Raw genomic sequence first — 25,921 nt, 5'->3', positions numbered from 1 at the left:
TTCATTGATATTGATTAAGTTCGTGAACGAGTAAACAATGCCCGTAGCCCATTAAACAAGAGACGCAAAATCCCCCAAAAAGCATAAAGCACAAAAGTAAATATGATGATATAAAAAATAGAAGTTATCATCTCCGTAAATGGCGCATGATAAGCTATAATTGCATAGAGGTGTATCAAATTGGATACTACGAAACAAACGAGTAAAGTAATTAACTCTATTTTCTTTCGTCGTGCGGTTACAATCGTGTCTTTCATACTGCTTCGGGTGTTTTTACAGATTGATGGTTCAGATAATCTATTTTATATTCATCGGGGAAGTAGAGCATCCGCTCTTCCTCCAGTGCCTGATGTCCCAGCAAACAAAGCATACTTGCATAGTATCCTTCTTCCGCTATTCTTTCCGGTTGTTTTTGTGTTATGACGGCTTCAACGAACGCTTCCAGCAACAAGGACGTACCGTCACTCTTAGGACGTTCTCCAATAATGAACTCTCCAGTGTTCTCATTTGCAGTTTCCGGAGCCCAACTCGTTCCGGCAAAAGGAAGAGAATCGAAAACTTTGTTTTCCCAATCATTCACCATCTGCAGGAAAGCCGGTGCAGGAGCCACATTCTCAAAGTAATATTTTCCCTTTTCCGGTTCTACCGTACCAAGGTTACCCATGATCTGTTCTTCCAGTCCATAGAATTTATTGGATATAACGGAGTCGAACGTCATCTTCACCCCATCATCAAAGACATATACACAACTCACATTATCATACACATCCCTGCCATCCTTCCAATAAGTAATGGCACCATGCCCCATCACCTTCTCGGGAATCTTACGCAAAGCCCAACTTCCGATCTGAAGCTGGTGGCAAGCGAGTTCCGTCATCAGTCCCTTCGAGAATTCCTTGTAAAGACGCCAGTTTATCAGGCGTTCCAGATTGGGTGAAGGTACCGAGCGTCTCCAATCGCCATTCCGGTTCCAAAAGGTACGGATTGCATTTATTTCACCAAAGGTACCCGCATGAATCATCTCCATCGCTTTGATGTAACGAGGGTCGAACAAACGTTGTTGACCAGTGAAGAAAATCTTTCCCGTGCTACGATGTTTCTGATACATACGGTAACACTCTTCCATCGTAAAACCTATCGACTTCTCACAAAATACATGCTTTCCTGCGTCGAAAGCATCCAAGACGATTTTACAATGCGAACTAAGAGGGGTAGCTACGAGTATGGCATCTATCGACTTATCTTCCAGCACTTCCCGGTAGTCACCATACACTTTGGCATTAGGCACAAGTTCCAATGCGCTCTCGATAGACGGTTTATAAATGTCGCACAATGCTACGATCTCGACTTTGGGGTTCTTAGCCAGAAATCCCATTAAAAAACGTCCCCGGGAACCAGGACCGATTATTGCCAGACGGCACTTTTCGTTTGAGGTGTTCGTCACCTCCGAAAAAGCAGAAAGCCAAGGGCTTGCTGCAAGAAGAGTGCCAGCCCCGGCTATGCCTAAATTCTTTAGAAAATCCCGCCTGCTAATAGGGGTATGTTTCATGCTTGTGGTATTTAAGATTATAATTAGTTTATTTGAAAATCAGTTATTAAATACAGGTGCTTTTTGTGTTTCGTAAGAAGGAGATTCTCCTTCTACATAAGGCCATCCTTCTTTATCCCATTTGATTTGGTCCAGCAACAGAATACGTCCGTTCTCCGGGATCGATCTTGAAAAACCATGATACAGAAGCCAGTCTTGTCCGGCATCATCCCGGATAATCTGCGAACCGTGCCCATTGCCTACAAAATGATCATTCGCACCTATCACCAAAGAATAACCATTCTTCAACATCGGTTTGCCCGACTTATCTTTGTAGGGTCCCCAGACTTTTTTAGAGCGGCCCACTACAACTTTATAAGTACTCCTAATCCCCTCGCAACAACTTCCGATAGAGGCAAACATATAATAATAATCGCCGTGCTTATGAATATAGGCAGCTTCAAAAGCAGTTCCTGCTATTCTCTTTTTTTCCGCTCCCGGCTTCAATGACAGACCATCTTCAGTCAGCTCAATAACATATATTCCCCGGAAGCTGCCCCAAACCAGATAGTTTCTCCCTTCATATTGCAGGAAGCTGGGATCAATCGAGTTCTGTACACCGATCTCATTACTACGGAACATCTTACCATGATCTGTAAAAGGTCCTTGTGGAGAGTCGGCCGTAGCTACTCCAATTCCGCACGTCTGTTCTCCTCCCCACACCGACATCGCATAATAAAGCACATATTTATTATTGATATAATTAATGTCAGGTGCCCAAATTCCGGCTTTGGGTTCAAATCTGGGACGAGTTTTATTTGTGAATGCCGTGTTGCAATAAGTCCATTGCACCAAGTCTTTCGACTTCATGATCGGAACGTTTCTGGTAGATTCGGTAGCATACATATAAAAATAACCATCCGCAGCCTTAATCACCGTAGGGTCGGGCATAGCAATATCTACAACCGGATTCTTATAGCTCACTGCAGATTTTGTCTGTGCTTTCCCCTGTGAAAAACAAGCACCTACCATGAAAACGAAAACGAACAAATTTACATACTTTTTCATTAAATCATTCTTTTAAGGTTCCTTTTTACCTTATCTTTATAGCTCTAAATTAATATTAACTTACAAAATCTTTTGGAAGCACTCCAAATTGTTTTTGGAAACACTTAGCAAAATAAGACGGAGAATAGTCCTATTTTTCTATCCTGATACGTGCATCGACTGCTATAACGGCTTTTTGCGTAGCTAAAAGCGGATTTATATCCATTTCTTTGATTTCTATGGCGAAGCGTAGTAAGGTGGACAAACGAACAATAATTTCAGCAAACTTATCTTCGTTGACTCCTTTTTGTCCCCGCGTTCCCTGAATGATTTTATAGGCACGCAGCGAATGAATCATTGAGTAAGCTTCTTCGTAGGAAAGCGGAGCCAGACCGGAAGACACATCTTTCAGCACCTCCACAAAAATACCTCCCAAACCGCAAAGTACCACATGACCGAACTTCTCTTCATACTTTGCACCGATAAACAGTTCCGTACCTTTCAGCATCGGCTGTACCATAATTGCCCTTGCATCAGGAATCTGCATCATACGATCGAATTCCAGTGCCAGATGTTGCTCGCTTTTGATGTTCAGAACTACACCACCGACATCCGATTTATGCACAGGACCAACGACTTTGGCAACTACCGGGAATCCGCACCGACGTGCAAAGGCTACTATCTCCTCTTTATTATCAGAAACAAACTCATCTACCAGCGGAATACCGGCAGCATGCAGTAATGCTTGTACGTAATTGGGAGCAATATAACCATTCTCCGGAATAGAATCGATAATGCGACGAATCCTCGGAACGTCTACTCCGAACAGTTCTATTTCAGGAACTGCAGGTTTAGGAACATTGACAATGCGGGAAAGGGCAGTACCCAGGGTCACTTCATCTGCAAAATTCACGTGTCCTTTTGCCAGGAAGGCGGCAACCTCCGCTCCGGCTGTATTAATCGAAGGAAGTATAGGGAAAATCGGTTTCTTGCAAGTTTGCATCTTCTCGTGAAGCACGTCATACATTTCAAACATGGTAACCAATCCCGGAGTTCCGAAGATGGCCATCATGGCGTCTATACTGTCGAGTTTCTCCTCGCAGTAGTCGATGCAAAGACGCAGATGCTCCGGTGTTCCGGTAGCCAGAATATCAATAGGATTCCCAACGGCAGCACCGGGGAACAGTCGGGCTTTTAGTTCTTCGGCTATTTCTCCTTCCAGTTTAGGAACATTCAGTCCGCCTTTACTCAAGGCGTCTGTCAGCATCACTCCCGGACCTCCGGCATGGGTGATAATAGCAAAATTCTTCCCTTTCAATTCGGGCAGAGTAAACACACAACCTACAGTAGTCAATTCTTCACGAGAGAAACAACGTACAATCCCCGCTTTACGGAACAATGCTTCCACTGCCGAATCGGAACTGGCGATTGCGCCTGTATGGGAAGACGCCGCCCGGCTTCCGCTCTCCGAACTTCCGGCTTTGATTGCCGCAATCTTACATCCTTTTCTAATCAAAGACGAAGCATGGAATAACAACCTGTCCGGATTCTGAATACTTTCAATATAAAGCAGTTTCAGATGAGAGTCCTTTTCGGGATCGAAGTTCTCATCCATAAATTGCAATACATCTTCTACGCCAATCTGCTTGGCATTTCCCACCGACCAGACTGAATTGAACTGCAAACCTTTTGTAACGGCACTTTCGAGAATAAATACCGCCGTAGCACCGGAGCTGGAAATCAAGTCCACCCCTTTCAGATTTAAATTGGGAATTGGCTGGCTGAACACGCTATGATGCCATGTGTTCATCAATCCGATGCAATTAGGACCAATCAATGAGGCTCCGTATTTATTGACTGTTTCCAGAATACGCTCTTCCAACAGTGCTCCTTCGTGGGTTTCTTCACCAAAACCTGCAGAAAGTATGATAAATGCCCTGGTTTGCTTCTTGCTGGCCAATGTTTCCACAATATCGGGACACATTACAGCAGGTATAGCCAACACTGCCAGATCCGTATCCGGCAGGTCGCTCACATCCGCAAAAGCAGGAACTCCCTGTACTTCCTTCTCCTTCGGATTCACCGCCCGAAGTTCTCCCCGATAACCTCCATTTATCAAATTCTTTAATATTGCGCCACCCGGCTTATGTACATTATTCGATGCCCCTACTACAACAATGCTTTCAGGACGAAGCAACTGGGTTGTTATCATATCATGCTTTGGTTTTCGTTTAACTTAGGTACAAATATATCCTTTCTTATGAGAAAAAAGAAAGAAAAAGGGAAGAATTGTATATAGAAACAAACTGTAAAAAAGAAAAAGATTAAGATTACAAATAGGTTATACTAACTTTTTGAAAAATGAAGCCGTCATCTCTTCATGAAATTCTGATCATCAGGGATGAAATTATTTTTATGCAGAAAAAACGGATATAAAACTAATAAAGAATCTGAAATATACGCCACAAAGACCAAGATGTATCAAGAAAGGGAAAGAAAGACCATTTGTAAATTTCAAATTCACACGAAATAGAGATTAAAACGAATTAAATTAATAGCTCAAAAAGACTATATATAAAAAAGGATCAATTATCTCAATTCCACATTTCAAATTAACACTATTAGTATCTCACTATTTCAGGAGCAACCAGAAGAAAATTTGTACCTAAAAAAAACTTTTATCTCTTTGTTTAAAAGCAAAGACATGTTTCTCTCTAACCAATGAATCGTTCCTTTAAAAGCAACAGAAGCTTCCTTTAAAAGGAACGGTGTTCAATTCTGCCAATAATTATACATATTTACTTATTTATATTCAAATTTATATAGTTATTTCTGCATATTCTTACAATACCTTATACATTATTTATTTTATTAGGACGAAGTTTAGATACTAATATTTTGTTTTAATCTTAAAAACAGAACATGCGAGAATAAATCCAACATATCAGTAAATAGCTTTATGTTAGAATAGCTATCAAATTTACATCATTCTTATGAGACACCCCCGACTATGAGAATGAAAAATCTGTGTTAATCCGTGTAATCTGTGGTGAAAAGTCATTATCTTTGCACATTGCAAAGTTGAAAACAACAAAAATCACACTATATAATGGAAAAGAAATTCAAAAGAACCACCGTCACATCGGCACTGCCGTATGCGAACGGTCCTGTCCATATCGGTCACCTGGCGGGTGTATACGTGCCGGCAGATATCTATGTACGCTATCTGCGTCTGAAAAAAGAAGATGTATTATTCATCGGAGGTTCGGACGAACACGGAGTGCCTATCACCATCCGTGCCAAGAAAGAAGGAATTACTCCACAGGATGTAGTAGACCGTTATCATTCGCTGATTAAGGAATCATTCAAAGAGTTCGGTATCTCATTCGACGTGTATAGTCGCACCACTTCACCGACGCATCACCAACTGGCTTCGGATTTCTTCAAAACATTATACAATAAAGGAGAATTCATCGAAAAAACATCCGAACAATATTACGACGAGGAAGCAAAAACATTCCTTGCCGACCGTTATATCACCGGAGAATGTCCTCACTGCCATTCGGAAGGCGCTTACGGCGACCAATGCGAAAAGTGCGGAACCTCACTTTCTCCTACAGATCTTATCAACCCGAAAAGCGCCATCAGCGGTAGCAAACCGGTAATGAAAGAAACCAAACACTGGTATCTTCCTCTCGACAAACACGAAGCATGGCTGCGCAAATGGATTCTGGAAGATCACAAAGAATGGCGTCCGAACGTATACGGTCAATGCAAAAGCTGGCTCGACATGGGTCTGCAACCACGTGCCGTGAGCCGTGACCTTGATTGGGGTATCCCTGTTCCCATAGAAGGAGCAGAAGGAAAAGTGCTCTATGTATGGTTTGACGCTCCGATCGGATACATCTCCAACACCAAAGAACTTCTTCCCGACAGCTGGGAAACATGGTGGAAAGATCCAGAAACGCGTCTGATTCACTTCATCGGAAAAGATAATATCGTATTCCATTGCATCGTATTCCCTGCCATGCTGAAAGCAGAAGGCAGCTATATCCTGCCGGACAATGTGCCGAGCAACGAATTCCTCAACCTCGAAGGAGACAAGATCTCTACTTCCCGCAATTGGGCCGTATGGTTGCACGAATATCTGGCTGATTTCCCCGGAAAGCAAGACGTACTCCGCTACGTACTGACCGCCAACGCACCGGAAACGAAAGACAACGACTTCACTTGGAAAGACTTCCAAGCACGCAATAACAACGAACTGGTAGCCGTATACGGCAACTTCGTAAACCGTGCAATGGTGCTGACTCAAAAATACTTCGACGGTCGCGTACCCGCACAGGGCAGCTTAACCGACTACGACAAGGAAACGCTGAAAGAATTCGCAGACGTGAAAGCAGAAGTAGAAAAACTGCTCGACGTATTCAAATTCCGCGATGCACAGAAAGAGGCCATGAATCTGGCACGTATCGGAAACAAATACCTGGCCGACACCGAACCGTGGAAACTGGCTAAGACAGATATGGAACGTGTAGGAACCATCCTCAACATTTCCCTGCAACTGGTTGCCAACCTTGCCATCGCCTTCGACCCATTCTTGCCGTTCAGCTCGGAAAAACTCCGCAAAATGCTGAACATGGATACTTTCGAATGGTCTGAACTGGGAAAAGATAACCTGCTTCCTGTAGGCCATCAGTTAAACAAACCGGAGTTATTGTTCGAGAAGATCGAAGACGCTACTATCGAAGCACAGGTACAAAAGCTGCTCGATACAAAGAAGGCAAATGAAGAAGCCAACTACAAAGCTAATCCTATCCGCCCGAACATCGAATTCGACGACTTCACGAAACTGGATATCCGTGTAGGTACCATTCTTGAATGTCAGAAAGTACCGAAAGCGGATAAATTGCTGCAATTCAAAATCGATGACGGACTGGAGACACGTACCATCGTATCAGGTATTGCCAAGCATTATCAACCGGAAGAGCTGGTAGGCAAACAGGTTTGCTTCATCGCCAACCTTGCTCCGCGCAAACTGAAAGGTATCGTCAGCGAAGGCATGATTCTAAGTGCCGAAAACAACGACGGCAGTCTGGCAGTTATTATGCCGGGACGTGAGGTGAAGCCGGGCAGCGAAGTAAAATAATAAAACTAGAATAGGGAATACATGAAAAGCTATCATCACGCATAGCCTTTTCATGTATTCTTTGCAAATAACATGAGCGAGAATCAGTCACTAAAAGAAAAGACGGCCAAAGGACTATTTTGGGGAGGATTCAGCAACGGCATACAGCAGTTGTTAAATCTGCTTTTCGGAATATTCCTCGCGCGGTTGCTCACTCCGTCAGATTATGGAATGGTGGGAATGTTGGCCATCTTCTCCCTCATTGCCAGTTCGATACAGGAAAGTGGTTTCACAGCTGCCCTTGTTAATAAGAAAGAAGTGACGCACAATGATTACAATGCCGTATTCTGGTTCAACGCGGCCATCAGTCTGTCGCTGTACCTGCTGTTATTCCTCTGTGCACCGCTTATCGCTGACTTTTACGATACTCCCGAACTGACACCACTGGCACGTTATTCTTTTATCGGCTTCTTCATTGCCAGTCTGGGAATATCCCACAGTGCCTATCTCCTGCGTAATCTGATGGTCAAACAGCGGGCATTGTCTTCGGTTATCGGACTCACCGTGTCCGGAATCACCGGAGTCACTCTTGCCTACTTTGGTTTCTCTTATTGGGGAATTGCTACGCAAAGCATCGTTTACGTAACCATCAACACAGCCTGTTACTGGTATTTCACCCGTTGGCGACCGAGCTTGCAGTTCAACTTCACCCCGATTAAGGAAATGTTCGGATTCAGTGGGAAACTACTGGTTACCAATGTATTCAATCACATCAATAACAATCTGTTTTCCGTGATACTGGGTAAATTCTACAGCGAAAAAGAAGTAGGATATTACAACCAAGCCAATAAATGGTGCGGCATGGGCCAACTCTTCATCTCCGGCATGATAAACGGAGTAGCGCAACCGGTACTCACCAAAGTGTCCGACGACCTTGAACGGCAAAAACGGGTATTTCGCAAAATGCTGCGTTTCACCGCTTTTGTCTCGTTTCCCGCCATGTTGGGATTGGGAATCGTATCGGAAGAGCTGATTATCATCACCATCACTGACAAGTGGTATTCCAGCATATTAATCATGCAAATACTGTGTATCAGCGGAGCCTTTGCTCCCATCGCATACCTCTATCAGCAGCTCATCATCAGCAAAGGGAAATCCCGCATCTATATGTGGAACACCATAGCGCTCGGCATAATTCTACTGTCAGGCGTTCTGTTAGTCCACTCACACGGTATCTATGCCATGCTCGCCGTCTATGTATCCACCAATATACTGTGGCTACTGACATGGCACTACTTTGTATGGCAGGAAATAGGATTGAAGCTTCGCCATGCCCTGATGGACATACTTCCTTATGCTGCCATTGCGGCTACGGTTATGGTAATCACCTATTACACCACCCGCTCCATCGAGAATATTTATCTCCGCCTGGCAAGCAAGATAGTGCTTGCTGCAGCACTCTACGTAGCAACCATGTGGGGCAGCCGATCGGTTACTTTTAAAGAAAGCATTCAATATTTCATCAAAAAGAAGACACATGAACCCAAATGACCTTGCCACCCGATACCATCTTCTGAATAGTTCTTTCAAAAAGACGATGATTTATCACATAGGTATAGATGCCGGTTTCTTCACCGAATATACCTATATGCTTCACGCAATGCTTTATTGCCTGCAACACAAAATACAGTTCAAGCTCTACTCCGACGACGCCAACTTCGGATGGGAAAAAGGTTGGGAAGATTGTTTCGCCCCCTTCTGCGAGCAAGTGCACGAACCGTTTCATCACACTTATAACACCCATCGCCTCCCCTCCTGGCAGGCATTGATGAAAGACAAAAAGCTGCCTAAGACGAAGTTACTGAAATGGAAACTGAAAGTAACCTGTAAGAACATCATCGGAAAAGCCCTTGCTTTCTTCACGTATGGCAAACCGGTCCGACTCAACTTCCAAGTGACGTTCAACCCCAACCAGCATTTCCATATCCCCGAACTGGGAATAGACGGTGACTACCTCCACACCTTCCAAAAGCTGACGGAAATCACCTGGAAACTCAACGACACCACCGCACAGGAATGTCTCCAATTTGCCGCCAGCCTGCAACTTCCGCCTCAATACGCAGGATGCCAAATACGCGGAGGAGACAAGATCACCGAAACCAACCTGCTTCCACCGGAACACTACATACGGCTTATTAAAGAAAAGACCGCCCTACGCGACGTCTTTGTATTAACGGACGATTACCGCCTTTTCGAACAAGTACAAACCCTTGCCCCGGACATACACTGGTACACCCTTTGCAGCCCCGACGAAAAAGGATATGTCAACAGCGCTTTCACGCAGACCACCAAAGAGCTGAAACAGAAACAAATGGCACGTTTCCTTTCCTCGATACAGATATTGATGGACGCCTCCGTCTTTATAGGAAGCATCACTACCGGCCCCAGCCTGTTCCTATTGAAGAAATTCTATCCGGACATCAATCCGGCAGACTGTCTGCTCAAGGACTTTCCGCAAGCATCCGTCCTTCCCATACCGGGACGAGGACAAGTGGCCATCGAATTTATGCAAGGAAACTCAACATGCAAGGGAACTTAAAATGATAGTAACTTAAAGTTATAGTAACTTAGCAATATAATTACTACTTTTGTAGCACAACGTGCATTAACCATTTCCGATGAACAAGAAATATACAGCCGAAGAGCTTGATTTATTACATGCCGAACTCTACGACATATTGGGAGAAACCATCCGGGTGTGTCAGAAGCACAACATTCCCTATTTTGTGATTGGCGGCACGGCAATCGGTGCACTCTACGACCAAGCGGTTCTCCCCTGGGATGATGATATTGACATAGGCATGACGCGGGAGAACTACAACAAATTTCTGAAAGTAGCTCCCGAGGAACTGGGTCCTTCCTACTTCCTTTCATGGATAGAGACAGACCCTCATACCCCGTATTATTTTGCCAAAGTCAAGAAAAACGACACCCTTTTTGTAGAAGAAATGTTCAAGAATGTCCCGATGCATCCGGGCATTTTTGTCGATATATTCCCATTCGACAAAATTCCCGACAACAAGCTGCTGCGAAGAATACAATCCGAAGCACTCGGCTTCCTCAAATGCTGCCTGATGGGAAAAGAGATATGGATGTGGAAACACTTCGGTACATGTGAAATAGAGAATCCCACGAACCGGGGAGCCTTCTCCTGCTTCCTGAACAGGGTAGTCGACCTGCTTTTCTCTAAAAAAGCAATCTACCGCATGCTGGTGTCAGTTCAAAGCTGTTTCAACTCACGAAACACCCGTTACTATAACAACGTAATGGCCACTGCCGACCACGTAACCGTAGAAAGCATCCGCCACCTGCAACCCGTGAAATTCGGTCCTCTCACAGTGACCGCCCCCGACGACCTGGAAGGATTTTTGCGTTACAACTATCCAACCCTGCATCGATTTACAGAAGAAGAGCAGGAAAAAGTGAACAACCACTATCCTGCCGCCCTGTCATTCAGTACAACCCCAAAACAAGAACTATGAATATGAAATCCGCTTTAGTAGACGTCCCGGTACTTATCCTGTTCTTCAACCGCCCGCAACAGTTGTCGCAAGTGTTCGAGCAAGTGAAGAAAGCGCGTCCGTCCCGCCTCTTCCTCTATCAGGACGGAGCACGAAACGAACGTGACCTGCCCGGAATAAAAGCCTGCCGTGAAATCGTATCACAGATAGACTGGGAATGTGAAGTAGAACGGCTTTATCAGGAAAAGAATTTCGGCTGCGACCCTTCGGAGTACATTTCGCAGAAATGGGCCTTTTCGAAAGTCGACAAGTGCATCGTATTGGAAGACGACGATGTGCCCGCCGTCTCCTTTTTCCAATTCTGCAAGGAGATGCTGGATAAATACGAATATGACACCCGCATCAGCATGATTGCCGGATTTAACCCCGAAGAAATCACCCAAGATATGCCCTATGACTATTTCTTTACCACCACCTTCTCTATCTGGGGATGGGCAAGCTGGAAACGGGTAGTCGACCAATGGGATGAGTTCTACAACTTCCTGGACGACTCCTTCAATATGCAACAACTGGAACAGCTTATCAAGGAACGCAAATTCCGGAGCGACTTTATCTACATGTGCCAGCGTCACCGGGAACAGCAGAAAGCCTTTTATGAAACGATCTTCCACGCCTCCATACTGTTCAACTCCGGGCTAAGCATCGTGCCTACCCGCAACATGATTAATAACTTGGGAGCAACGGCAGATTCCACCCATTTCGCCGGCTCGATTCATACCCTGCCCAAAGGTTACCGCCGCATCTTCACGATGAAGCGCTATGAGGTGGATTTTCCACTGAAACATCCCCGCTACGTCATCGAAAACGTTGCCTACAAAGAGAGCGTTTACCGCATCATGGGCTGGGATCATCCGTGGATCAAGATCGGACGTTCGTTCGAAGAACTGTTCCTCAACCTGAAATACGGCAATTTCTCCATCATTACGAAAGCTGTCAAAAACCGAATCAACAAATGGCTGAAAAGAAACAAGCACCACTAAATAAGTTGCTTACTATTTATTTTTACCATACCCGCCTCACACGGGAAAGCTACGAGGAATGGAAAGAATATAAATTCCCCGGACACATTTTATACGGACTTCCTTTACTGGAGAATTACGGAATACACTCCGTGATGCACAAATGCAAATATTTCTCCGGCCGTCTGAAACTCATGCTTTACGCCACCAAAGAGATTCTCTTCTGCAAGGAGAAATACGACGTCCTCTACGCCACCTCTTTCCGGGGTATAGAGCCCGTCATCTTCCTCCGTGCCCTGGGACTGTATCGCAAACCCATCGTGATCTGGCATCATACGGCAGTCGTGACCAATCCCAAACCGTGGCGCGAACAAATCTCCCGCCTTTTCTACAAAGGTATAGACCAAATGTTCCTGTTCAGTCGGAAACTGATTCAGGACTCGCAGAAAACCCGGAAAGCACCGTCCCACAAACTGAAACTCATCCATTGGGGACCGGATCTTCCTTTCTACGACCACCTGCTTGCAGAAATGCCCGACCGGAAGCCCGAAGGATTTATCTCCACCGGTAAAGAAAACCGGGACGTAGACACCTTGCTCCAGGCATTTGCCGCAACGAACGAGAAACTGGATTTGTACATTGCCGTCTCATGCGGTAACATCAACTATAAAAAGATCATCGACCCGTATGCATTGCCCGACTCCATTCGCATCCATTATACCGACGGAGTGATTCCCTACGAACTGGGGAAACTGGTGGCACGCAAAAGTTGCATCGTGATCTGCTGCCTGGACTTCCCCTATACCGTAGGACTGACCACGCTCGTGGAAGCATTCGCCCTCGGCATCCCCGTCATCTGTTCGCGCAACCCCAACTTCGAAATAGACATCGACAAGGAAGGAATAGGCATCACCGTAGAATATAACGACGTACAAGGCTGGATAGACGCTATCCGCTACATCGCCGACCACCCCGAAGAGGCACGGCGCATGGGAGAGAATGCCCGCAAACTGGCGGAAGAACGTTTCAACCTCGAAATCTTTTCACGCGAAATAGCAGAAAGCTTGCTGGAAATATCAAACATTTCCTCTAAAAACCGTACATTTGCATAAACTTTTGCCCATGAGAGTCCTGATTATAAATACATCTGAACGAATAGGAGGAGCAGCCATCGCAGCAAGCCGGTTGATGGAGTCACTGAAAAACAACGGCATCAAAGCCAAAATGCTGGTACGTGACAAACAGACCGACCAAATCAGTGTTGTCCGCTTAAAAAGTAACTGGTTGCAAGTGTGGAAGTTCATGTGGGAACGGATTGTGATCTGGAGTGCCAACCGTTTCCGGCGTTACCATTTGTTTGACGTAGACATCGCCAACACAGGTACAGACATCACCTCACTCCCGGAATTCCGCCAAGCCGACGTGATCCATCTGCATTGGATCAACCAGGGAATGCTCTCACTGAACGATATACGAAAGATACTGACCTCCGGCAAACCCGTAGTCTGGACCATGCACGATATGTGGCCATGCACCGGCATCTGCCATTACGCACGGGAGTGCAACAACTATCAGCGGGAATGTCACGACTGTCCGTACATCTACAAAGGCGGGGGACGAAAGGATTTATCCTATCGCACGTTCCGCAAAAAACAGAAGTTATACAGCTACGCTCCCATTCATTTCGTCACGTGCAGCCATTGGCTGAAGGAACAAGCCCAGACCAGTGCATTATTTGAAGGGAAAAGCGTGATCAATATTCCGAACGCTATTAATACCAACTTGTTCAAACCCATGAACAAGAAGGAAGCGCGTGCCAAATTCATGTTGCCGGAAGGTAAGAAACTAGTTTTGTTCGGCTCATTAAAGATCACCGATAAACGAAAAGGGGTCGACTATCTGATTGGGGCATGCAAACTGTTAGCAGAAAAGCATCCGGAATGGAAAGACTCACTGGGTGTAGTCGTATTCGGCAACCAGTCGCAGCAGTTACAGGAACAACTTCCTTTCCATGTATACCCGCTCCCTTATATCAAAAATGAGCATGAAGTAGTGAATATCTACAATGCCGTAGACCTCTTCGCCATCCCGTCTCTGGAAGAGAATCTTCCCAATATGATTATGGAAGCAATGGCCTGTGGAGTGCCTTGTGTCGGTTTTAATGTGGGAGGTATCCCCGAAATGATCGATCATCTGCACAACGGCTACGTGGCACAATACAAATCCTCGGAAGATTTTGCCAACGGCATACATTGGATATTGACGGAACCGGAATACAACGAACTCTCTGCACAGGCCTGCCGCAAGGTTCTGGGTAATTATTCGGAGAGTATCGTTGCAAAGAAATATACAGATGTCTACAATAAAATAACGGGGAAATATGCATAGTGTCCATCCTACTCCCAAGTTCTCTATCATTACGGTGACATACAATGCTGAAAAGGTATTGGAAGACACGATTCAAAGTGTTATTTCACAAACCTATCATCATATAGAATATATTATCGTGGATGGAGCTTCCAAGGATGGAACCCTCTCTATTATCAACCGCTACCGGTCACGCATACACACCGTCGTCAGCGAACCCGACAAAGGACTGTATGACGCTATGAATAAGGGCATCGCCCTTGCCAGCGGTGATTATCTCTGTTTCCTGAATGCAGGCGACTGTTTTCATGAGGATGATACGCTGCAACAAATGGTGCACACCATCAACGGCAATGAACTGCCCGATATACTTTACGGAGAAACCGCTATCGTAGACAAGGACAGGCATTTCCTGCGGATGCGCAGATTGTCCGCCCCTGAAACGCTCACCTGGAAAAGTTTCAAACAGGGAATGTTAGTCTGCCACCAGGCATTCTTCCCCCGCCACACGCTCGTAGAGCCATATAATCTGCAATATCGCTTTTCTGCAGATTTCGACTGGTGCATCCGCATCATGAAGAAAGCACGTACTTTGCACAATACCCACCTGACAATCATCGACTATCTGGAGGAGGGAATGACTACCCGGAATCAGAAAGCATCCCTCAAAGAAAGATTTCGGATCATGGCAAAGCATTACGGGCTGATTGGAACCGTGGCGCATCATGCATGGTTCGTGATCCGTGCAGTTACTCACCAGTAGGCGAAGGCATATAAAGCATCACCTGGTCTAATATCACTCCTTCGTCCAATGCCTTGATTACCAATTTGTGGGACTTCTTTCCGGATACCGGAAGTCGAACCGTTCGGATGGCTTGATTGCGCAGCACGTTCTCTTTCCATTCTTCACTCCGTCCTTTCGTTTCATAAGAGATCACTTCAGGCGCTGCATCGTCCAACGATATTGAGAAACGTAATTGATCTCCTCTCACAGGATGATTAGGCAACAAGCGGATGTCAACCTCTACCGAGTCTGTTTTCCAGTTGTCAAAAGAGAACATCAGTGCATCTCCCTTGTCAATGCCTGTCGCTTTGCTTTCATATCCCAGGCCCTCACAAATAGCAGAAGTTCCTTTCCGCGCATTCAAGGTCTTACTATTCGGGATATTCTTCCCATCCAAGCCGTTCCATTTATAGATAGCTACACGCTCTTTCATCATCGGAGAAGTAGCCGTTTTTCTTTCCACGCGATTGAATACGGGGAGTTTTCGGGGTTGGAAATCCATCATGCGGTTCCACTTTCCATCTTCCAGTGAGTTATACTGTTTTGTCAATACTACAATGCTGTCATAGGCAAGATCACTTTTCTCCCAGTCCGCTTTTCCGTGGCGGGCTAATTGGGCATATAGCAATTTCCGGTTCATCTGTGTAGCAGCTTGCACCGGGTATTTCACCAATTCAAAATAGGCACTTTGTCTGCCGGATGGGATTTTCAAAGCTGCCCGTTCCACTGTCTCCGACAATTTATCATAAGCCTGCAAACGTCCGTTGATTTCTTTTTCACTCCATGGGAGATCTTTGACAACACGATAAACAGGATCTTTCTCCTCTTCCCTCGTATTTCCCATAAATTCAGGTTTACGAATATGGGCCAGACGATAGTGTTCCTGCATCACAGGTAATACTGCCTTTGCGCACGAAGCTCCCAATTCCCGTTCCAGCCAGTGTTTCAGATGAGAGGTCACTCCTTCCGAGGCCACAGCTTCTATATTCCAGGCCATATCCATAAACAACTCTATCTGATACTCGGCAGGCTTGATATCTCCGACATTCAGTATCCACATCTTCTGTATGCCTCGATCGTAAGCCAGCTTCATTTGTTGGAAAATCAGATACGGGCTCATCGTACTCAACCAGAGATGGTCGTGCGGACGTCCCCAATAAGAAACATGATAATAGACTCCATTCCCTCCTTTACGTGCGCATTCTTCGGCCGTAGGAAAATGGCGGATATAGCCATAGTTATCGTCACACCACATCAATGTTACATCATCGGGCACCTGTAATCCGGCATGATAAATGTCGAGTACCTCTTTATAAGGGATAAAAACCTGCGGGACTTTAGTTACATCCTTATCAACATATTTTTCAATCAACCCGCGTTGATCTGCAAACACACGATCTATTACGGCCTTCTGTTCTTCCACCGTCTTCGCTCCCTGCATCTTGCCATCGTGTACACCACGCATACCCAACGTATAGAGTATTTCCTGATCTGCCACCTCTTTTACACGGTCTTCCCAGAATTTGTAAACAGCCGGAGCATTATTCACATAATCATAAGCCCCTTCCCCTCTTCGTTTCCACTCGCCGGCAGCGCTGCAAGCCATCGGTTCGCAATGGGAAGCACCGATGAAGATTCCATATTTCTTGGCAGCTTCCCGATTGCTTTTGGTCAGGAAGAAAGGAAGTGTACATTCGTGCATTGCAGGCCAATAGGTGTTGGCACGCAGACGAAGTAAGAGTTCAAAAATACGCTCGTTGGTACGCGGGCCTATCTCACCTTTCACTTTTGAAGGTTCATAGGTCCGACTGCTCCATGGCATCAAGCCCCAGTCTTCATCATTAATAAATATACCCCGATATTCCACCGAAGGAGCCTGAAGACTTTGGAATTTGGAAGATAGCTTAAAAAGTTTCTTCTTTTCCGGAGTTACGTCCGCCCACCATTCCCAGGGAGAGACACCTAACAAACGGGATATTTCGAGTATTCCATAAGCCGTACCATGTTTGTCACTGCCGGCTACGATCAATTTACCCTCCGGAGAAACAGATAATAGAAAAGCCTGCTTCTTGCCTTTTAGCGCAGAAACATCTATGCCGGTCCGGCTGATAAGCTCACTCTGCCCCACCGTTCCTATCACAATTTCACCTGTTTTCTCATTCGCTTGGGTAGTCGACGACAATACTGTCTGAATATCACGCCCCAGCATTTCCAATGCGGTTCGTACAACCAGTTCTTCAGAAGGGCTGCAAGCGATGACAACTGTTTGACCGGAAGTCAAAACAAAATCCTTACTACGAATCGGTAAAGCAACTATCAAAAAGATGAAAAAAGAAAACAGAAGTTTATGTCTCATAGGTTCTATTATTTATAGAAGACAAAATTACAGGTTTGCAGAAAATGTACTATAGAATAGTGTACAATTTCATAGAATTCTGTCCGACCTATTTAAAATGTAGCAGGCAACGCAAACAACTGATACATCAGCGTTCGTGCCATGCGTATCTGTCCTTTCGTGCTGGGATGCAAACGGTCATATCCCGCATCATAGAAATAAATCAGTTGTTCTTCCACCATCGGATTCAATCCGGTTACCGCATTAAAATCAATCACGGGGACTCCCCACACATTGCCGGCTTCTTTAACAGCCTGCACGTAGGCATCCACATATTCGCCACAACTATTCTGGTAGTTTTCATCCGGTTGCACATTCGTTTCTCCAAAATTGGCCAGTGAACGGTGCAACGGGGTCAGCAACACAATCTGCTTGTCCGGGAAGAGTTGTTTCAGTCTATTGATTCCTATGTTGATACGTCCCTTATACGTGCTTCCATCCATTATAGGAGTGCGTTTCTTACGGGTTTCCAGCTTTTGGGTTTGCCCACGGGCTGCCATCACTTGTTCTTCTGTTTCCGTAAACCATTCTCCAATAGGTACACCGTCATTAAAATCATTCGTACCCATCAAAATCACGATAGCATCTACTTCTCCACCGTGTTCTTTCTTCAGTTGCTCGGCTTGCCGGGGCACATCATTCCATTGCCTGCCACTGATACCATATACATAAGGAGTGATTCCCAGCCATTCCTGCAGAAAATCCCAGTATTTCTTTATCTTGTCACCATAACAGTTGGGATCTGTAATAGAGTCTCCCAAATATCCCACTCTTTTTCCTTGCCACGGGTGCCGGATGCATCCATTATTCGTTTCAACAGAGTTTGCCACTTTAGAAGATTGATTCTGTCCGCACAGAAAAGAGGAACAGAAAAACAGGATGGTACATGTGAGTAATAATTTGCTTTTCATCGGTATCATACATTAAATGAGAGATTTGTATTTAATATTCGACAAAAATAACTCAAAAAAATGTAGTTTCAATCAATTTGGACGATCAATCTCATCCATGCAACCGGATATATAAACATATTCCTATTTGACTATTCTTGCTAAAATACAGGTTTACAGTCTTTTTTCAATCAAGTTATCATTGAGTTTTGCAGCTAAAACCCTATCTTTGTCACAAACTAAAAGAAATAATTGGATGTTTAACTCATTTTCATTCCATAAGGATTCCGTTCTGTAAATAATCTGTAAGCCTTCCTCTCATTACAGATTATCCCTTATGTTTTCTGACATACTCTTCTCAGAGTTATTTTCTATATCTAAATTTTCAAACTATTTGTATGGTCAAATGGTTGCAAGCATCATTATATGCCTCCATTCGCCGTACAACTAAAACATTAAAACAATGAGTAACGATTTTAAATCAATCCACGAATTCGATTTTACACTGATATGTAATTACTTCAAGGCATTAAAACGTCAAGGTCCCGGAAGTCCTGAAATCACACAAAAAGCCGTAAGCTTCATCAACGAACTGTCCGACAAGGCACGAATAGCCGACATTGGCTGTGGCACAGGCGGTCAGACAATGGCATTAGCCAACTATACGAAAGGACAAATTACAGGTATCGACCTTTTCCCCGACTTTATCGAGCTATTCAACAAAAATGCAATAGAAGCCCATTGTGAAGACAGAGTAAAGGGTATCGTCGGTTCCATGGACGCTCTGCCATTTCAAGAGGAAGAACTCGATCTGATCTGGTCCGAAGGCGCTATCTATAACATAGGATTCGAACGCGGCATGAACGAATGGAACAAATTCCTGAAAAAGAACGGATTTATCGCTGTAACGGAAGCCTCCTGGTTCACCCCGGAACGTCCCTCCGAAATAGAAGACTTCTGGATGGCCAATTACCCGGAAATCGATACGATTCCAAGAAAGATAATGCAAATGGAAAAAGCAGGATATATCCCGACAGCCCATTTCATTTTACCGGAAAATTGCTGGCTTGAGCATTTTTACGCTCCCCAGTTCCCTGTTCAGGAAGCTTTTTTGAAGGAATATGCAGGAAATGACGCAGCCGCAGACCTCATCACCGGGCAACGGTATGAAGAGAGCCTATATAATAAGTATAAAGAATACTACGGCTACGTATTCTATATAGGACAAAAAAAAGATTGATTATCTGCCGGAGAAGTTAGCAAGATAGGACAACTCTCCGGCATTTATTATCCTTTACTTTGCAGAAAACATGGAGACGAAAGATATCAATAAACAGGAATATCAGTTACGGATCAATAAAGTGACCGACTATATTCACAATCACATAGACCAGCCGTTATCATTACAGAAAATGGCAGGTATCGCCTGCTTTTCTCCTTTCCACTTCCATCGCGTATTTACAATCCTGACGGGCGAAACGCCTACGGATTATATCAAACGCACTCGGATTGAAAAAGCAGCCCTATTATTAAAACGAAACAAGGAACTTTCCGCCACCGAAATCGCCCGTCTTTGCGGCTTTAGCAGCCTTTCACTTTTAAGTCGCAATTTCAGGTTACATTTCAGTATGACGATCCGGGAGTTCCGTTCATTAAAATAAAACCCTAAAGAATATGGAAAAAGAAAATAAGATTCTGATTTTTCGAACTTCTATCACCCAAAGGCGTGACATCAAGCGCATAGGAGAGCTTTTGGCAGAGTTCCCCCAAATAGACAAATGGAATGTGGACTTTGAGGACTGGGAGAAAATATTAAGAATCGAGTGCAGGGATATCTCTGCACTCGAAATATCGGAAGTACTCCGGAACAATCATATTTTTGCCACCGAACTGGAATAAAACCGGGAAAAGAAAACCTCTCAAACTCCCAACAACTGTTTCAATTCAGCCACTCCTTCAGAAGCTCCCTTCTGAATTACATGTATCGAACGGGAAGTATGCGTATCTACCGGTTTCGGATCAATCAGATACACCTCTGCTCCTCTCGGTACATAATGAAGCAGCCCCGCCGCAGGATATACGTTAAGCGACGTACCGATAATGACGAAAATATCCGCTTTCTCCACATATTGGATGGCGGTTTCAATTTCCGGCACAGCTTCTCCAAACCATACGATAAAAGGTCGCAATTGAGTGCCGTCGCCGGCCTTGTCTCCCATCTTCACTTCATATTCTTCCGGTTTCAGTTCTTTTATGTAGTGGGGATTATGAGGATCTCTGCTGGAACACACTTTCGTCAGTTCGCCATGCAGATGAATGATGTGGCTACTCCCGGCACGTTCGTGCAAGTTATCAATATTCTGTGTCACCACCGTCACATGGAAGCTTTTCTCCAGTTCCGCCAACAGTTCATGCCCACGGTTCGGTTTCACCTCCAACAACTGTTTCCGACGCTCATTATAGAAATTAATCACTAAAGCCGGGTCACGCTGATAACCTTCAGGAGTGGCCACCTGCTCCACAGGATACCTATCCCACAAACCGCCTGCATCGCGAAATGTACTAATCCCACTCTCGGCACTCATACCCGCACCCGTCAAAACTACCAGATTCTTCATTACTATTCCTCCTTCTTTTTTAATAGCCACACAAATGTAATCAGAATCATCGAATAAAAGAACACTTTCTCACGCTTAATATAATCCAATTTATGCAGAACTTTAAGATGAAAGATGCAGATAGTTAGCATCATTTATGGCAACAACTATTCGTCTGACTACTGTTATTCTTTCGTCTGACAGTTGTCAGACGAAAAAACAACAATTGTCAGACGCAAGTTCAACAGCTGTCAGACGATTAATTACCTGCATAAACAAATCTAAATTATAAGAATAAGCCGATTAAATCCTACGAACAAAAAAACTAATTCTTTAAAGAAAAGCGATTATCTTTCACAGATATAAGAATTTTTAAATAGCAAATGCTAAATCATTCAAATAAAACACGTACTTTTGCGATTCATAAATTTGCAATTGATTGAAAGCTAAAACCATGAAGGTGATACATTTCAATCGCCAACAAAAAACATTATATGGATAAATTCAGTTACTCTATTGGCCTCGGAATTGGTCAAAACTTATCAAGCATGGGAATCGGAAACCTTGCGGTAGATGATTTCGCACAAGCAATCAAAGACGTATTGGAAGGCAATCAGACGGCTATCAGCCACAATGAAGCCCGCGAAATAGTAAACAAGTATTTCGAAGAACTGGAAGCTAAAATGGGTGCCGTTGCTATCGAGCAAGGACAAGCTTTCCTCGAAGAAAACAAAAAAGGACCGGGCGTAGTTGTTCTTCCCAGCGGACTACAATATGAAATCATCAAAGAAGGTACAGGCAAAAAGCCGAAAGCTACCGACCAGGTAAGATGCCACTATGAAGGAACATTGATCGACGGTACACTGTTCGACAGCTCTATCCAACGCGGAGAACCGGCTGTATTCGGTGTCAACCAAGTAATCCCGGGATGGGTGGAAGCTTTACAGCTAATGCCGGAAGGTTCTAAATGGAAACTGTATATTCCGTCAGAACTCGCTTATGGCGCAAGAGGTGCCGGAGAAATGATTCCTCCTCACAGCACACTCATTTTTGAAGTAGAATTACTCGAAGTATTATAAATAAAAAATTTCAAAGCAAAATGAAAAAAGTTAGTATTTTTATGGCAATCGCCGCTGCTGCAAGCCTTGCTTCTTGTACAGCTCAAGCTCCTAAAGCAAATCTGAAATCAGACATCGACTCACTGTCTTATTCTATCGGTATGGCGCAGACTCAAGGTCTGAAAGGCTATCTGACAGGTCGTCTGGACGTTGATACTGCTTATATGGCAGACTTCATCAAAGGTTTGAATGAAGGTGCAAACAAGACTAGCAAAAAAGACATCGCTTACATGGCAGGTCTGCAAATCGGTCAGCAAATCAGCAACCAGATGATGAAAGGTATCAACCAGGAATTGTTTGGCACTGACTCTACTAAAACTATCAGCAAAGAAAACTTCATGGCAGGTTTCATCGCAGGTACTTTGGAAAAAGGCGGTGTAATGACTATGGAAGCAGCTCAAGAATATACTCGTACAGCTATGGAAACTATCAAAGCAAAAGCTTTGGAAGAAAAATATGCTGACTATAAAGCTGAAAACGAAAAATTCCTTGCTGAAAACAAGACTAAAGACGGCGTAAAAACAACTGCAAGCGGTCTGCAATACAAAGTAATCACTGAAGGCAAAGGTGAAATTCCTGCTGACACTTGCAAAGTGAAAGTGAACTACAAAGGTACTTTGATTGACGGAACAGAATTCGACAGCTCTTACAAACGTAACGAACCGTCTACTTTCCGTGCCAACCAAGTAATCAAAGGTTGGACAGAAGCATTGACTATGATGCCTGTAGGTTCTAAATGGGAACTTTACATCCCGCAAGAACTTGCTTACGGTGCTAGAGAATCTGGCAATCAAATCAAACCGTTCTCTACTTTGATTTTCGAAGTTGAACTGTTGGGCATCGAAAAAGATAAGAAATAAGAAAGTTCTTTTCTAAATAGAAAAAGGAAAGAGGTGCAAAACGTTTGTACCTCTTTTTTTTGCTTTTTCCTATTTTTTTTCTCCGAAAAGAAGAATAATTAAAATAAATCTCTATATTTGCTTACTATTTGATAACAACAGGAAATTACAATTTATTATTATGGAAAGAATAGACAACCTCGACAGGCAGATCCTAGAGATTATCTCCCAGAATGCCCGCATCCCTTTTAAAGACGTAGCAGCCGAATGTGGAGTGTCACGCGCAGCTATCCATCAGCGTGTGCAAAGACTGATTGACCTAGGTGTCATTGTAGGCTCTGGTTACCATGTGAACCCGAAATCATTGGGATACAGAACTTGTACCTACGTGGGTATCAAACTGGAAAAAGGCTCCATGTACAAATCTGTCGTAGCGGAACTACAAAAGATTCCCGAAATTGTGGAATGTCATTTCACTACAGGTCCGTACACAATGCTGACAAAGCTTTATGCATGCGACAACGAACATCTGATGGATTTGCTGAATAACAAAATGCAAGAAATACCGGGTGTGGTAGCTACCGAGACATTGATTTCTCTGGAACAGAGTATCAAGAAAGAAATCCCCATCCGCGTTGAAAAATAATTGTGATGGAATTTCTAAATGAATATCACCTTGCGGGGTTATTCATCGGAATATGTACCTTTTTGATTATCGGCCTTTTTCACCCCGTCGTGGTAAAGGCCGAATACTATTGGGGTACAAAATGCTGGTGGATATTTCTGGTACTCGGCATAGCCGGTGTGGTCGCCTCATTAAGCATCGATAATGTGATTTTATCTTCTTTGCTTGGCGTGTTTGCATTTTCTTCCTTCTGGACGATTAAAGAGGTCTTCGAACAGGAAGAACGGGTACAAAAAGGATGGTTCCCCAAGAACCCGAAGCGCAAATATAAGTTCTAAAAATAAAGTATCGTAGTTTTTTATCAAAAGGATTTGCATAATTCGAGGGAAAATACTACTTTTGTCACCGCATCCAACAAAGGATACATCGGACTTGTAGCTCAGTTGGTTAGAGCAACAGACTCATAATCTGGAGGTCCCTGGTTCAAGCCCAGGCTGGTCCACAAACTAAGAGGCTCATTCCTAAGGGAATAGAGCCTCTTTTAGTTTGTAAACCCACCAGATATAAGTCTGTTGCTTCGGTAATATTAGCCTTAATTTAGGTAGTTGTTGACCTATTGTTGACCCCAAATTAATAGGTTAAAATGCTAACAATTAAAGCAGAAGTCCAACAGGACAAACAGAGGAGTGATAAGACATACAATGTCAAGGTAAGGTTTACAATGAATAGAAAGGTAAGAAGATTATCTACAAACCTATTCATAACACCTAAAGAACTTACTAAAGACTTCAAATTCAAGGAAGGTACTCCTATTAAGAAGGAGATTGATAATCTGGTAGTATACTACAAAGAACGGTGTAACAAACTTCAAATAGACCAGAATAATTACACATTAGAGGACATATTGGAGTTATTAAACCATGAACATGAGAAGAACCAAGTAATAGATTTCATTAAATTCAGTCGTGAATGGATAGCCTCAACTACAATCAAAGGTGCACCCAATTATACAACTGCCATTAATGCTTTAGTGCGTTTCATAGGTAAGGAGGAGTTGGATATTAATCTAATTACTCTTGACTTCTTAGAAGACTTCAAATCATTCTTGAATAAAGAACGTGAGATACGGACTAAAAGATTAATGCAGCAAGGCAAACGTGTACCTTCTAATCGTTCACTCTCCCTTTATTTGATAAGTATCAAGAAGTTGTTCAATGAAGCCAAGAAGAGGTATAATAAGAAGGATAAGAATTTAATCTTAATTCCCAACTCACCCTTCATAGAACTTGAAATACCCAAACAAGAAGCTACCCGTAAAAGAGCTATATCTGCAGATATTATAAAGAAGGTATGGAAGTTACCATATAAGGACATGAAGAAAGGTTACAAAGCTACGTGCCGTTATAATTTGGCTAAAGATTGCTTCATTCTATCATTCTGCCTTATGGGGATGAATTCAGCAGACTTATACAATGCCACTGAAATGAAAGACAATACAATTATATATAATCGTACCAAGACTAAAGACCGCAGACTGGATAAAGCTCAAATGAAGGTTGATATACCTAAATTAGCCCAACCACTCATTGAGAAGTATAAGGATGAGACAGGTAAACGCCTCTTCAATTTCTATCAATATTACGTTGACGAGAAAGGTTTTAATAAAGCCATAAACTATGGTTTAAAGGAGATTGGAACATTATTAGAGATTGACGACTTGGAATATTATGCAGCAAGGCACTCATGGGCTACCATAGCACTCAATAAAGTGGGAATTGACAAATATACAGTCCATGCAGCGTTAAACCATGTTGATGAAACAATGAGGGTAACGGACATCTACATTGAGCGGGATTTCGCCAACGAGAACAGAGCTAATGCGAAGGTCGTGAAGTACGTATTTGGTAGAATGTAATTACATTCTGTAGTAATTTGTAATGCTGTTCTATTGTGTAATGGAGCAGCATTATTTATCTTTACAGCACTAATAAGAAGCGATATGAGAGATTACATACTACCAATTCCAGAATTAAAGAAGATAGAACCCATACTCACGGAATACT

At 43.7% G+C, this 25,921-nt stretch carries 23 protein-coding genes and 1 tRNA gene; 17 read left to right on the top strand and 7 right to left on the bottom strand.

Annotation, left to right across the window (positions count from 1 at the left end; translation table 11 throughout):
• Positions 1-14 precede the first annotated feature (14 nt).
• From KQP79_RS10805 to KQP79_RS10790, 4 genes are all read right to left on the bottom strand, one after another.
• On the bottom strand, positions 15-257 hold the full coding sequence (locus KQP79_RS10805) for a hypothetical protein (protein WP_008646559.1): 243 nt from the start codon (positions 255-257) through the stop codon (positions 15-17).
• Entirely contained in the window at positions 254-1,549 is a 1,296-nt protein-coding gene (locus KQP79_RS10800; RefSeq protein ID WP_004311144.1) for a Gfo/Idh/MocA family oxidoreductase, read from the bottom strand. Before KQP79_RS10800 ends, KQP79_RS10805 begins: the two co-directional genes overlap by 4 nt.
• Before the next feature lie 39 nt (positions 1,550-1,588).
• Complete coding sequence (locus tag KQP79_RS10795; RefSeq protein WP_004311143.1) at positions 1,589-2,596, bottom strand: family 43 glycosylhydrolase; 1,008 nt, start codon at positions 2,594-2,596, stop codon at positions 1,589-1,591.
• Between the two features lie 130 nt (positions 2,597-2,726).
• Positions 2,727-4,787: an acetate--CoA ligase family protein gene (locus KQP79_RS10790; RefSeq protein WP_004311142.1), complete on the bottom strand. Its 2,061-nt coding sequence runs from the start codon at positions 4,785-4,787 to the stop codon at positions 2,727-2,729.
• An 897-nt stretch (positions 4,788-5,684) separates the two neighbouring features.
• Between KQP79_RS10790 and metG the strand changes: the two genes are divergently transcribed.
• From metG to KQP79_RS10750, 8 genes are all read left to right on the top strand, one after another.
• Positions 5,685-7,724: a methionine--tRNA ligase gene (metG, locus tag KQP79_RS10785; RefSeq protein ID WP_004311141.1), complete on the top strand. Its 2,040-nt coding sequence runs from the start codon at positions 5,685-5,687 to the stop codon at positions 7,722-7,724.
• Positions 7,725-7,796: 72 nt separating this feature from the next.
• Entirely contained in the window at positions 7,797-9,254 is a 1,458-nt protein-coding gene (locus KQP79_RS10780; RefSeq protein WP_004311140.1) for a lipopolysaccharide biosynthesis protein, read from the top strand.
• Positions 9,241-10,302: a hypothetical protein gene (locus tag KQP79_RS10775; RefSeq protein WP_061448430.1), complete on the top strand. Its 1,062-nt coding sequence runs from the start codon at positions 9,241-9,243 to the stop codon at positions 10,300-10,302. Before KQP79_RS10780 ends, KQP79_RS10775 begins: the two co-directional genes overlap by 14 nt.
• Before the next feature lie 79 nt (positions 10,303-10,381).
• Positions 10,382-11,245 (top strand): LicD family protein, encoded by an 864-nt coding sequence (locus KQP79_RS10770; protein WP_061448429.1) that lies wholly within the window; start codon positions 10,382-10,384, stop codon positions 11,243-11,245.
• Positions 11,242-12,264, top strand: a complete 1,023-nt coding sequence (locus KQP79_RS10765; protein ID WP_004311137.1) for a hypothetical protein — start codon at positions 11,242-11,244, stop codon at positions 12,262-12,264. The genes KQP79_RS10770 and KQP79_RS10765 overlap by 4 nt, the downstream gene beginning before the upstream one ends.
• Complete coding sequence (locus KQP79_RS10760) at positions 12,237-13,355, top strand: glycosyltransferase family 4 protein (RefSeq protein ID WP_004296594.1); 1,119 nt, start codon at positions 12,237-12,239, stop codon at positions 13,353-13,355. The genes KQP79_RS10765 and KQP79_RS10760 overlap by 28 nt, the downstream gene beginning before the upstream one ends.
• Before the next feature lie 10 nt (positions 13,356-13,365).
• Positions 13,366-14,631: a glycosyltransferase family 4 protein gene (locus KQP79_RS10755; RefSeq protein WP_061448428.1), complete on the top strand. Its 1,266-nt coding sequence runs from the start codon at positions 13,366-13,368 to the stop codon at positions 14,629-14,631.
• Positions 14,624-15,373 (top strand): glycosyltransferase family 2 protein, encoded by a 750-nt coding sequence (locus KQP79_RS10750; protein WP_004311135.1) that lies wholly within the window; start codon positions 14,624-14,626, stop codon positions 15,371-15,373. The genes KQP79_RS10755 and KQP79_RS10750 overlap by 8 nt, the downstream gene beginning before the upstream one ends.
• Here KQP79_RS10750 and KQP79_RS10745 read toward each other — a convergent pair.
• Both KQP79_RS10745 and KQP79_RS10740 read right to left on the bottom strand, forming a co-directional pair.
• On the bottom strand, positions 15,360-17,750 hold the full coding sequence (locus KQP79_RS10745) for a glycosyl hydrolase 115 family protein (protein WP_061448427.1): 2,391 nt from the start codon (positions 17,748-17,750) through the stop codon (positions 15,360-15,362). The genes KQP79_RS10750 and KQP79_RS10745 overlap by 14 nt on opposite strands.
• A 92-nt stretch (positions 17,751-17,842) precedes the next feature.
• A complete protein-coding gene (locus KQP79_RS10740) occupies positions 17,843-18,700 on the bottom strand; it encodes an SGNH/GDSL hydrolase family protein (RefSeq protein ID WP_004323008.1) in 858 nt (285 codons plus the stop codon).
• Positions 18,701-19,142: 442 nt separating this feature from the next.
• Between KQP79_RS10740 and KQP79_RS10735 the strand changes: the two genes are divergently transcribed.
• The 3 genes from KQP79_RS10735 to KQP79_RS10725 all read left to right on the top strand — a co-directional run bounded on the left by KQP79_RS10735 (position 19,143) and on the right by KQP79_RS10725 (position 20,578).
• Positions 19,143-19,919, top strand: a complete 777-nt coding sequence (locus tag KQP79_RS10735) for a class I SAM-dependent methyltransferase (protein WP_004323006.1) — start codon at positions 19,143-19,145, stop codon at positions 19,917-19,919.
• Positions 19,920-19,989: 70 nt separating this feature from the next.
• Positions 19,990-20,340, top strand: coding sequence for a helix-turn-helix domain-containing protein (locus tag KQP79_RS10730; RefSeq protein WP_004302575.1), 351 nt, complete (start codon positions 19,990-19,992; stop codon positions 20,338-20,340).
• A 13-nt stretch (positions 20,341-20,353) separates the two neighbouring features.
• Entirely contained in the window at positions 20,354-20,578 is a 225-nt protein-coding gene (locus KQP79_RS10725) for a hypothetical protein (protein WP_004311131.1), read from the top strand.
• Between the two features lie 20 nt (positions 20,579-20,598).
• On the opposite strand, the gene KQP79_RS10720 is transcribed toward KQP79_RS10725, so the two are convergent.
• Positions 20,599-21,297 carry an SIR2 family NAD-dependent protein deacylase gene (locus tag KQP79_RS10720; RefSeq protein WP_004302577.1) on the bottom strand — a complete coding sequence of 233 codons (699 nt, stop codon included), beginning with the start codon at positions 21,295-21,297 and terminating at the stop codon, positions 20,599-20,601.
• Between the two features lie 473 nt (positions 21,298-21,770).
• Between KQP79_RS10720 and KQP79_RS10715 the strand changes: the two genes are divergently transcribed.
• From KQP79_RS10715 to KQP79_RS10690, 6 genes are all read left to right on the top strand, one after another.
• A complete protein-coding gene (locus KQP79_RS10715) occupies positions 21,771-22,355 on the top strand; it encodes an FKBP-type peptidyl-prolyl cis-trans isomerase (protein ID WP_004323004.1) in 585 nt (194 codons plus the stop codon).
• Positions 22,356-22,375: 20 nt separating this feature from the next.
• A complete protein-coding gene (locus KQP79_RS10710) occupies positions 22,376-23,254 on the top strand; it encodes an FKBP-type peptidyl-prolyl cis-trans isomerase (protein ID WP_004323002.1) in 879 nt (292 codons plus the stop codon).
• 160 nt (positions 23,255-23,414) lie between these two features.
• The gene (locus KQP79_RS10705; protein WP_004302580.1) at positions 23,415-23,879 is read left to right on the top strand and encodes an Lrp/AsnC family transcriptional regulator; all 465 of its coding nucleotides are present in this window, start codon (positions 23,415-23,417) and stop codon (positions 23,877-23,879) included.
• A 5-nt stretch (positions 23,880-23,884) separates the two neighbouring features.
• Positions 23,885-24,196 carry a DUF4491 family protein gene (locus tag KQP79_RS10700; RefSeq protein ID WP_004302581.1) on the top strand — a complete coding sequence of 104 codons (312 nt, stop codon included), beginning with the start codon at positions 23,885-23,887 and terminating at the stop codon, positions 24,194-24,196.
• 90 nt (positions 24,197-24,286) lie between these two features.
• Positions 24,287-24,360 (top strand) — tRNA-Ile (locus KQP79_RS10695).
• 141 nt (positions 24,361-24,501) lie between these two features.
• Positions 24,502-25,773 carry a phage integrase SAM-like domain-containing protein gene (locus tag KQP79_RS10690; RefSeq protein WP_008646574.1) on the top strand — a complete coding sequence of 424 codons (1,272 nt, stop codon included), beginning with the start codon at positions 24,502-24,504 and terminating at the stop codon, positions 25,771-25,773.
• Positions 25,774-25,921 lie beyond the last annotated feature (148 nt).

Source organism: Bacteroides sp. DH3716P (assembly GCF_025914115.1).
Lineage (GTDB): Bacteria > Bacteroidota > Bacteroidia > Bacteroidales > Bacteroidaceae > Bacteroides > Bacteroides ovatus.
This window is presented reverse-complemented; position numbering and strand designations above follow the sequence as displayed.

Coding starts and splice junctions, on each gene's coding strand:
- KQP79_RS10775 (WP_061448430.1), top strand. CDS start 9,241: ATGAACCCAAATGACCTTGCCACCCGATACCATCTTCTGAATAGTTCT.
- KQP79_RS10790 (WP_004311142.1), bottom strand. CDS start 4,787: ATGATAACAACCCAGTTGCTTCGTCCTGAAAGCATTGTTGTAGTAGGG.
- KQP79_RS10690 (WP_008646574.1), top strand. CDS start 24,502: ATGCTAACAATTAAAGCAGAAGTCCAACAGGACAAACAGAGGAGTGAT.
- metG (WP_004311141.1), top strand. CDS start 5,685: ATGGAAAAGAAATTCAAAAGAACCACCGTCACATCGGCACTGCCGTAT.
- KQP79_RS10755 (WP_061448428.1), top strand. CDS start 13,366: ATGAGAGTCCTGATTATAAATACATCTGAACGAATAGGAGGAGCAGCC.
- KQP79_RS10760 (WP_004296594.1), top strand. CDS start 12,237: ATGGCTGAAAAGAAACAAGCACCACTAAATAAGTTGCTTACTATTTAT.
- KQP79_RS10710 (WP_004323002.1), top strand. CDS start 22,376: ATGAAAAAAGTTAGTATTTTTATGGCAATCGCCGCTGCTGCAAGCCTT.
- KQP79_RS10750 (WP_004311135.1), top strand. CDS start 14,624: ATGCATAGTGTCCATCCTACTCCCAAGTTCTCTATCATTACGGTGACA.
- KQP79_RS10705 (WP_004302580.1), top strand. CDS start 23,415: ATGGAAAGAATAGACAACCTCGACAGGCAGATCCTAGAGATTATCTCC.
- KQP79_RS10740 (WP_004323008.1), bottom strand. CDS start 18,700: ATGAAAAGCAAATTATTACTCACATGTACCATCCTGTTTTTCTGTTCC.
- KQP79_RS10795 (WP_004311143.1), bottom strand. CDS start 2,596: ATGAAAAAGTATGTAAATTTGTTCGTTTTCGTTTTCATGGTAGGTGCT.
- KQP79_RS10765 (WP_004311137.1), top strand. CDS start 11,242: ATGAATATGAAATCCGCTTTAGTAGACGTCCCGGTACTTATCCTGTTC.
- KQP79_RS10715 (WP_004323004.1), top strand. CDS start 21,771: ATGGATAAATTCAGTTACTCTATTGGCCTCGGAATTGGTCAAAACTTA.
- KQP79_RS10720 (WP_004302577.1), bottom strand. CDS start 21,297: ATGAAGAATCTGGTAGTTTTGACGGGTGCGGGTATGAGTGCCGAGAGT.
- KQP79_RS10700 (WP_004302581.1), top strand. CDS start 23,885: ATGGAATTTCTAAATGAATATCACCTTGCGGGGTTATTCATCGGAATA.
- KQP79_RS10745 (WP_061448427.1), bottom strand. CDS start 17,750: ATGAGACATAAACTTCTGTTTTCTTTTTTCATCTTTTTGATAGTTGCT.
- KQP79_RS10730 (WP_004302575.1), top strand. CDS start 19,990: ATGGAGACGAAAGATATCAATAAACAGGAATATCAGTTACGGATCAAT.
- KQP79_RS10725 (WP_004311131.1), top strand. CDS start 20,354: ATGGAAAAAGAAAATAAGATTCTGATTTTTCGAACTTCTATCACCCAA.
- KQP79_RS10735 (WP_004323006.1), top strand. CDS start 19,143: ATGAGTAACGATTTTAAATCAATCCACGAATTCGATTTTACACTGATA.
- KQP79_RS10800 (WP_004311144.1), bottom strand. CDS start 1,549: ATGAAACATACCCCTATTAGCAGGCGGGATTTTCTAAAGAATTTAGGC.
- KQP79_RS10770 (WP_061448429.1), top strand. CDS start 10,382: ATGAACAAGAAATATACAGCCGAAGAGCTTGATTTATTACATGCCGAA.
- KQP79_RS10805 (WP_008646559.1), bottom strand. CDS start 257: ATGAAAGACACGATTGTAACCGCACGACGAAAGAAAATAGAGTTAATT.
- KQP79_RS10780 (WP_004311140.1), top strand. CDS start 7,797: ATGAGCGAGAATCAGTCACTAAAAGAAAAGACGGCCAAAGGACTATTT.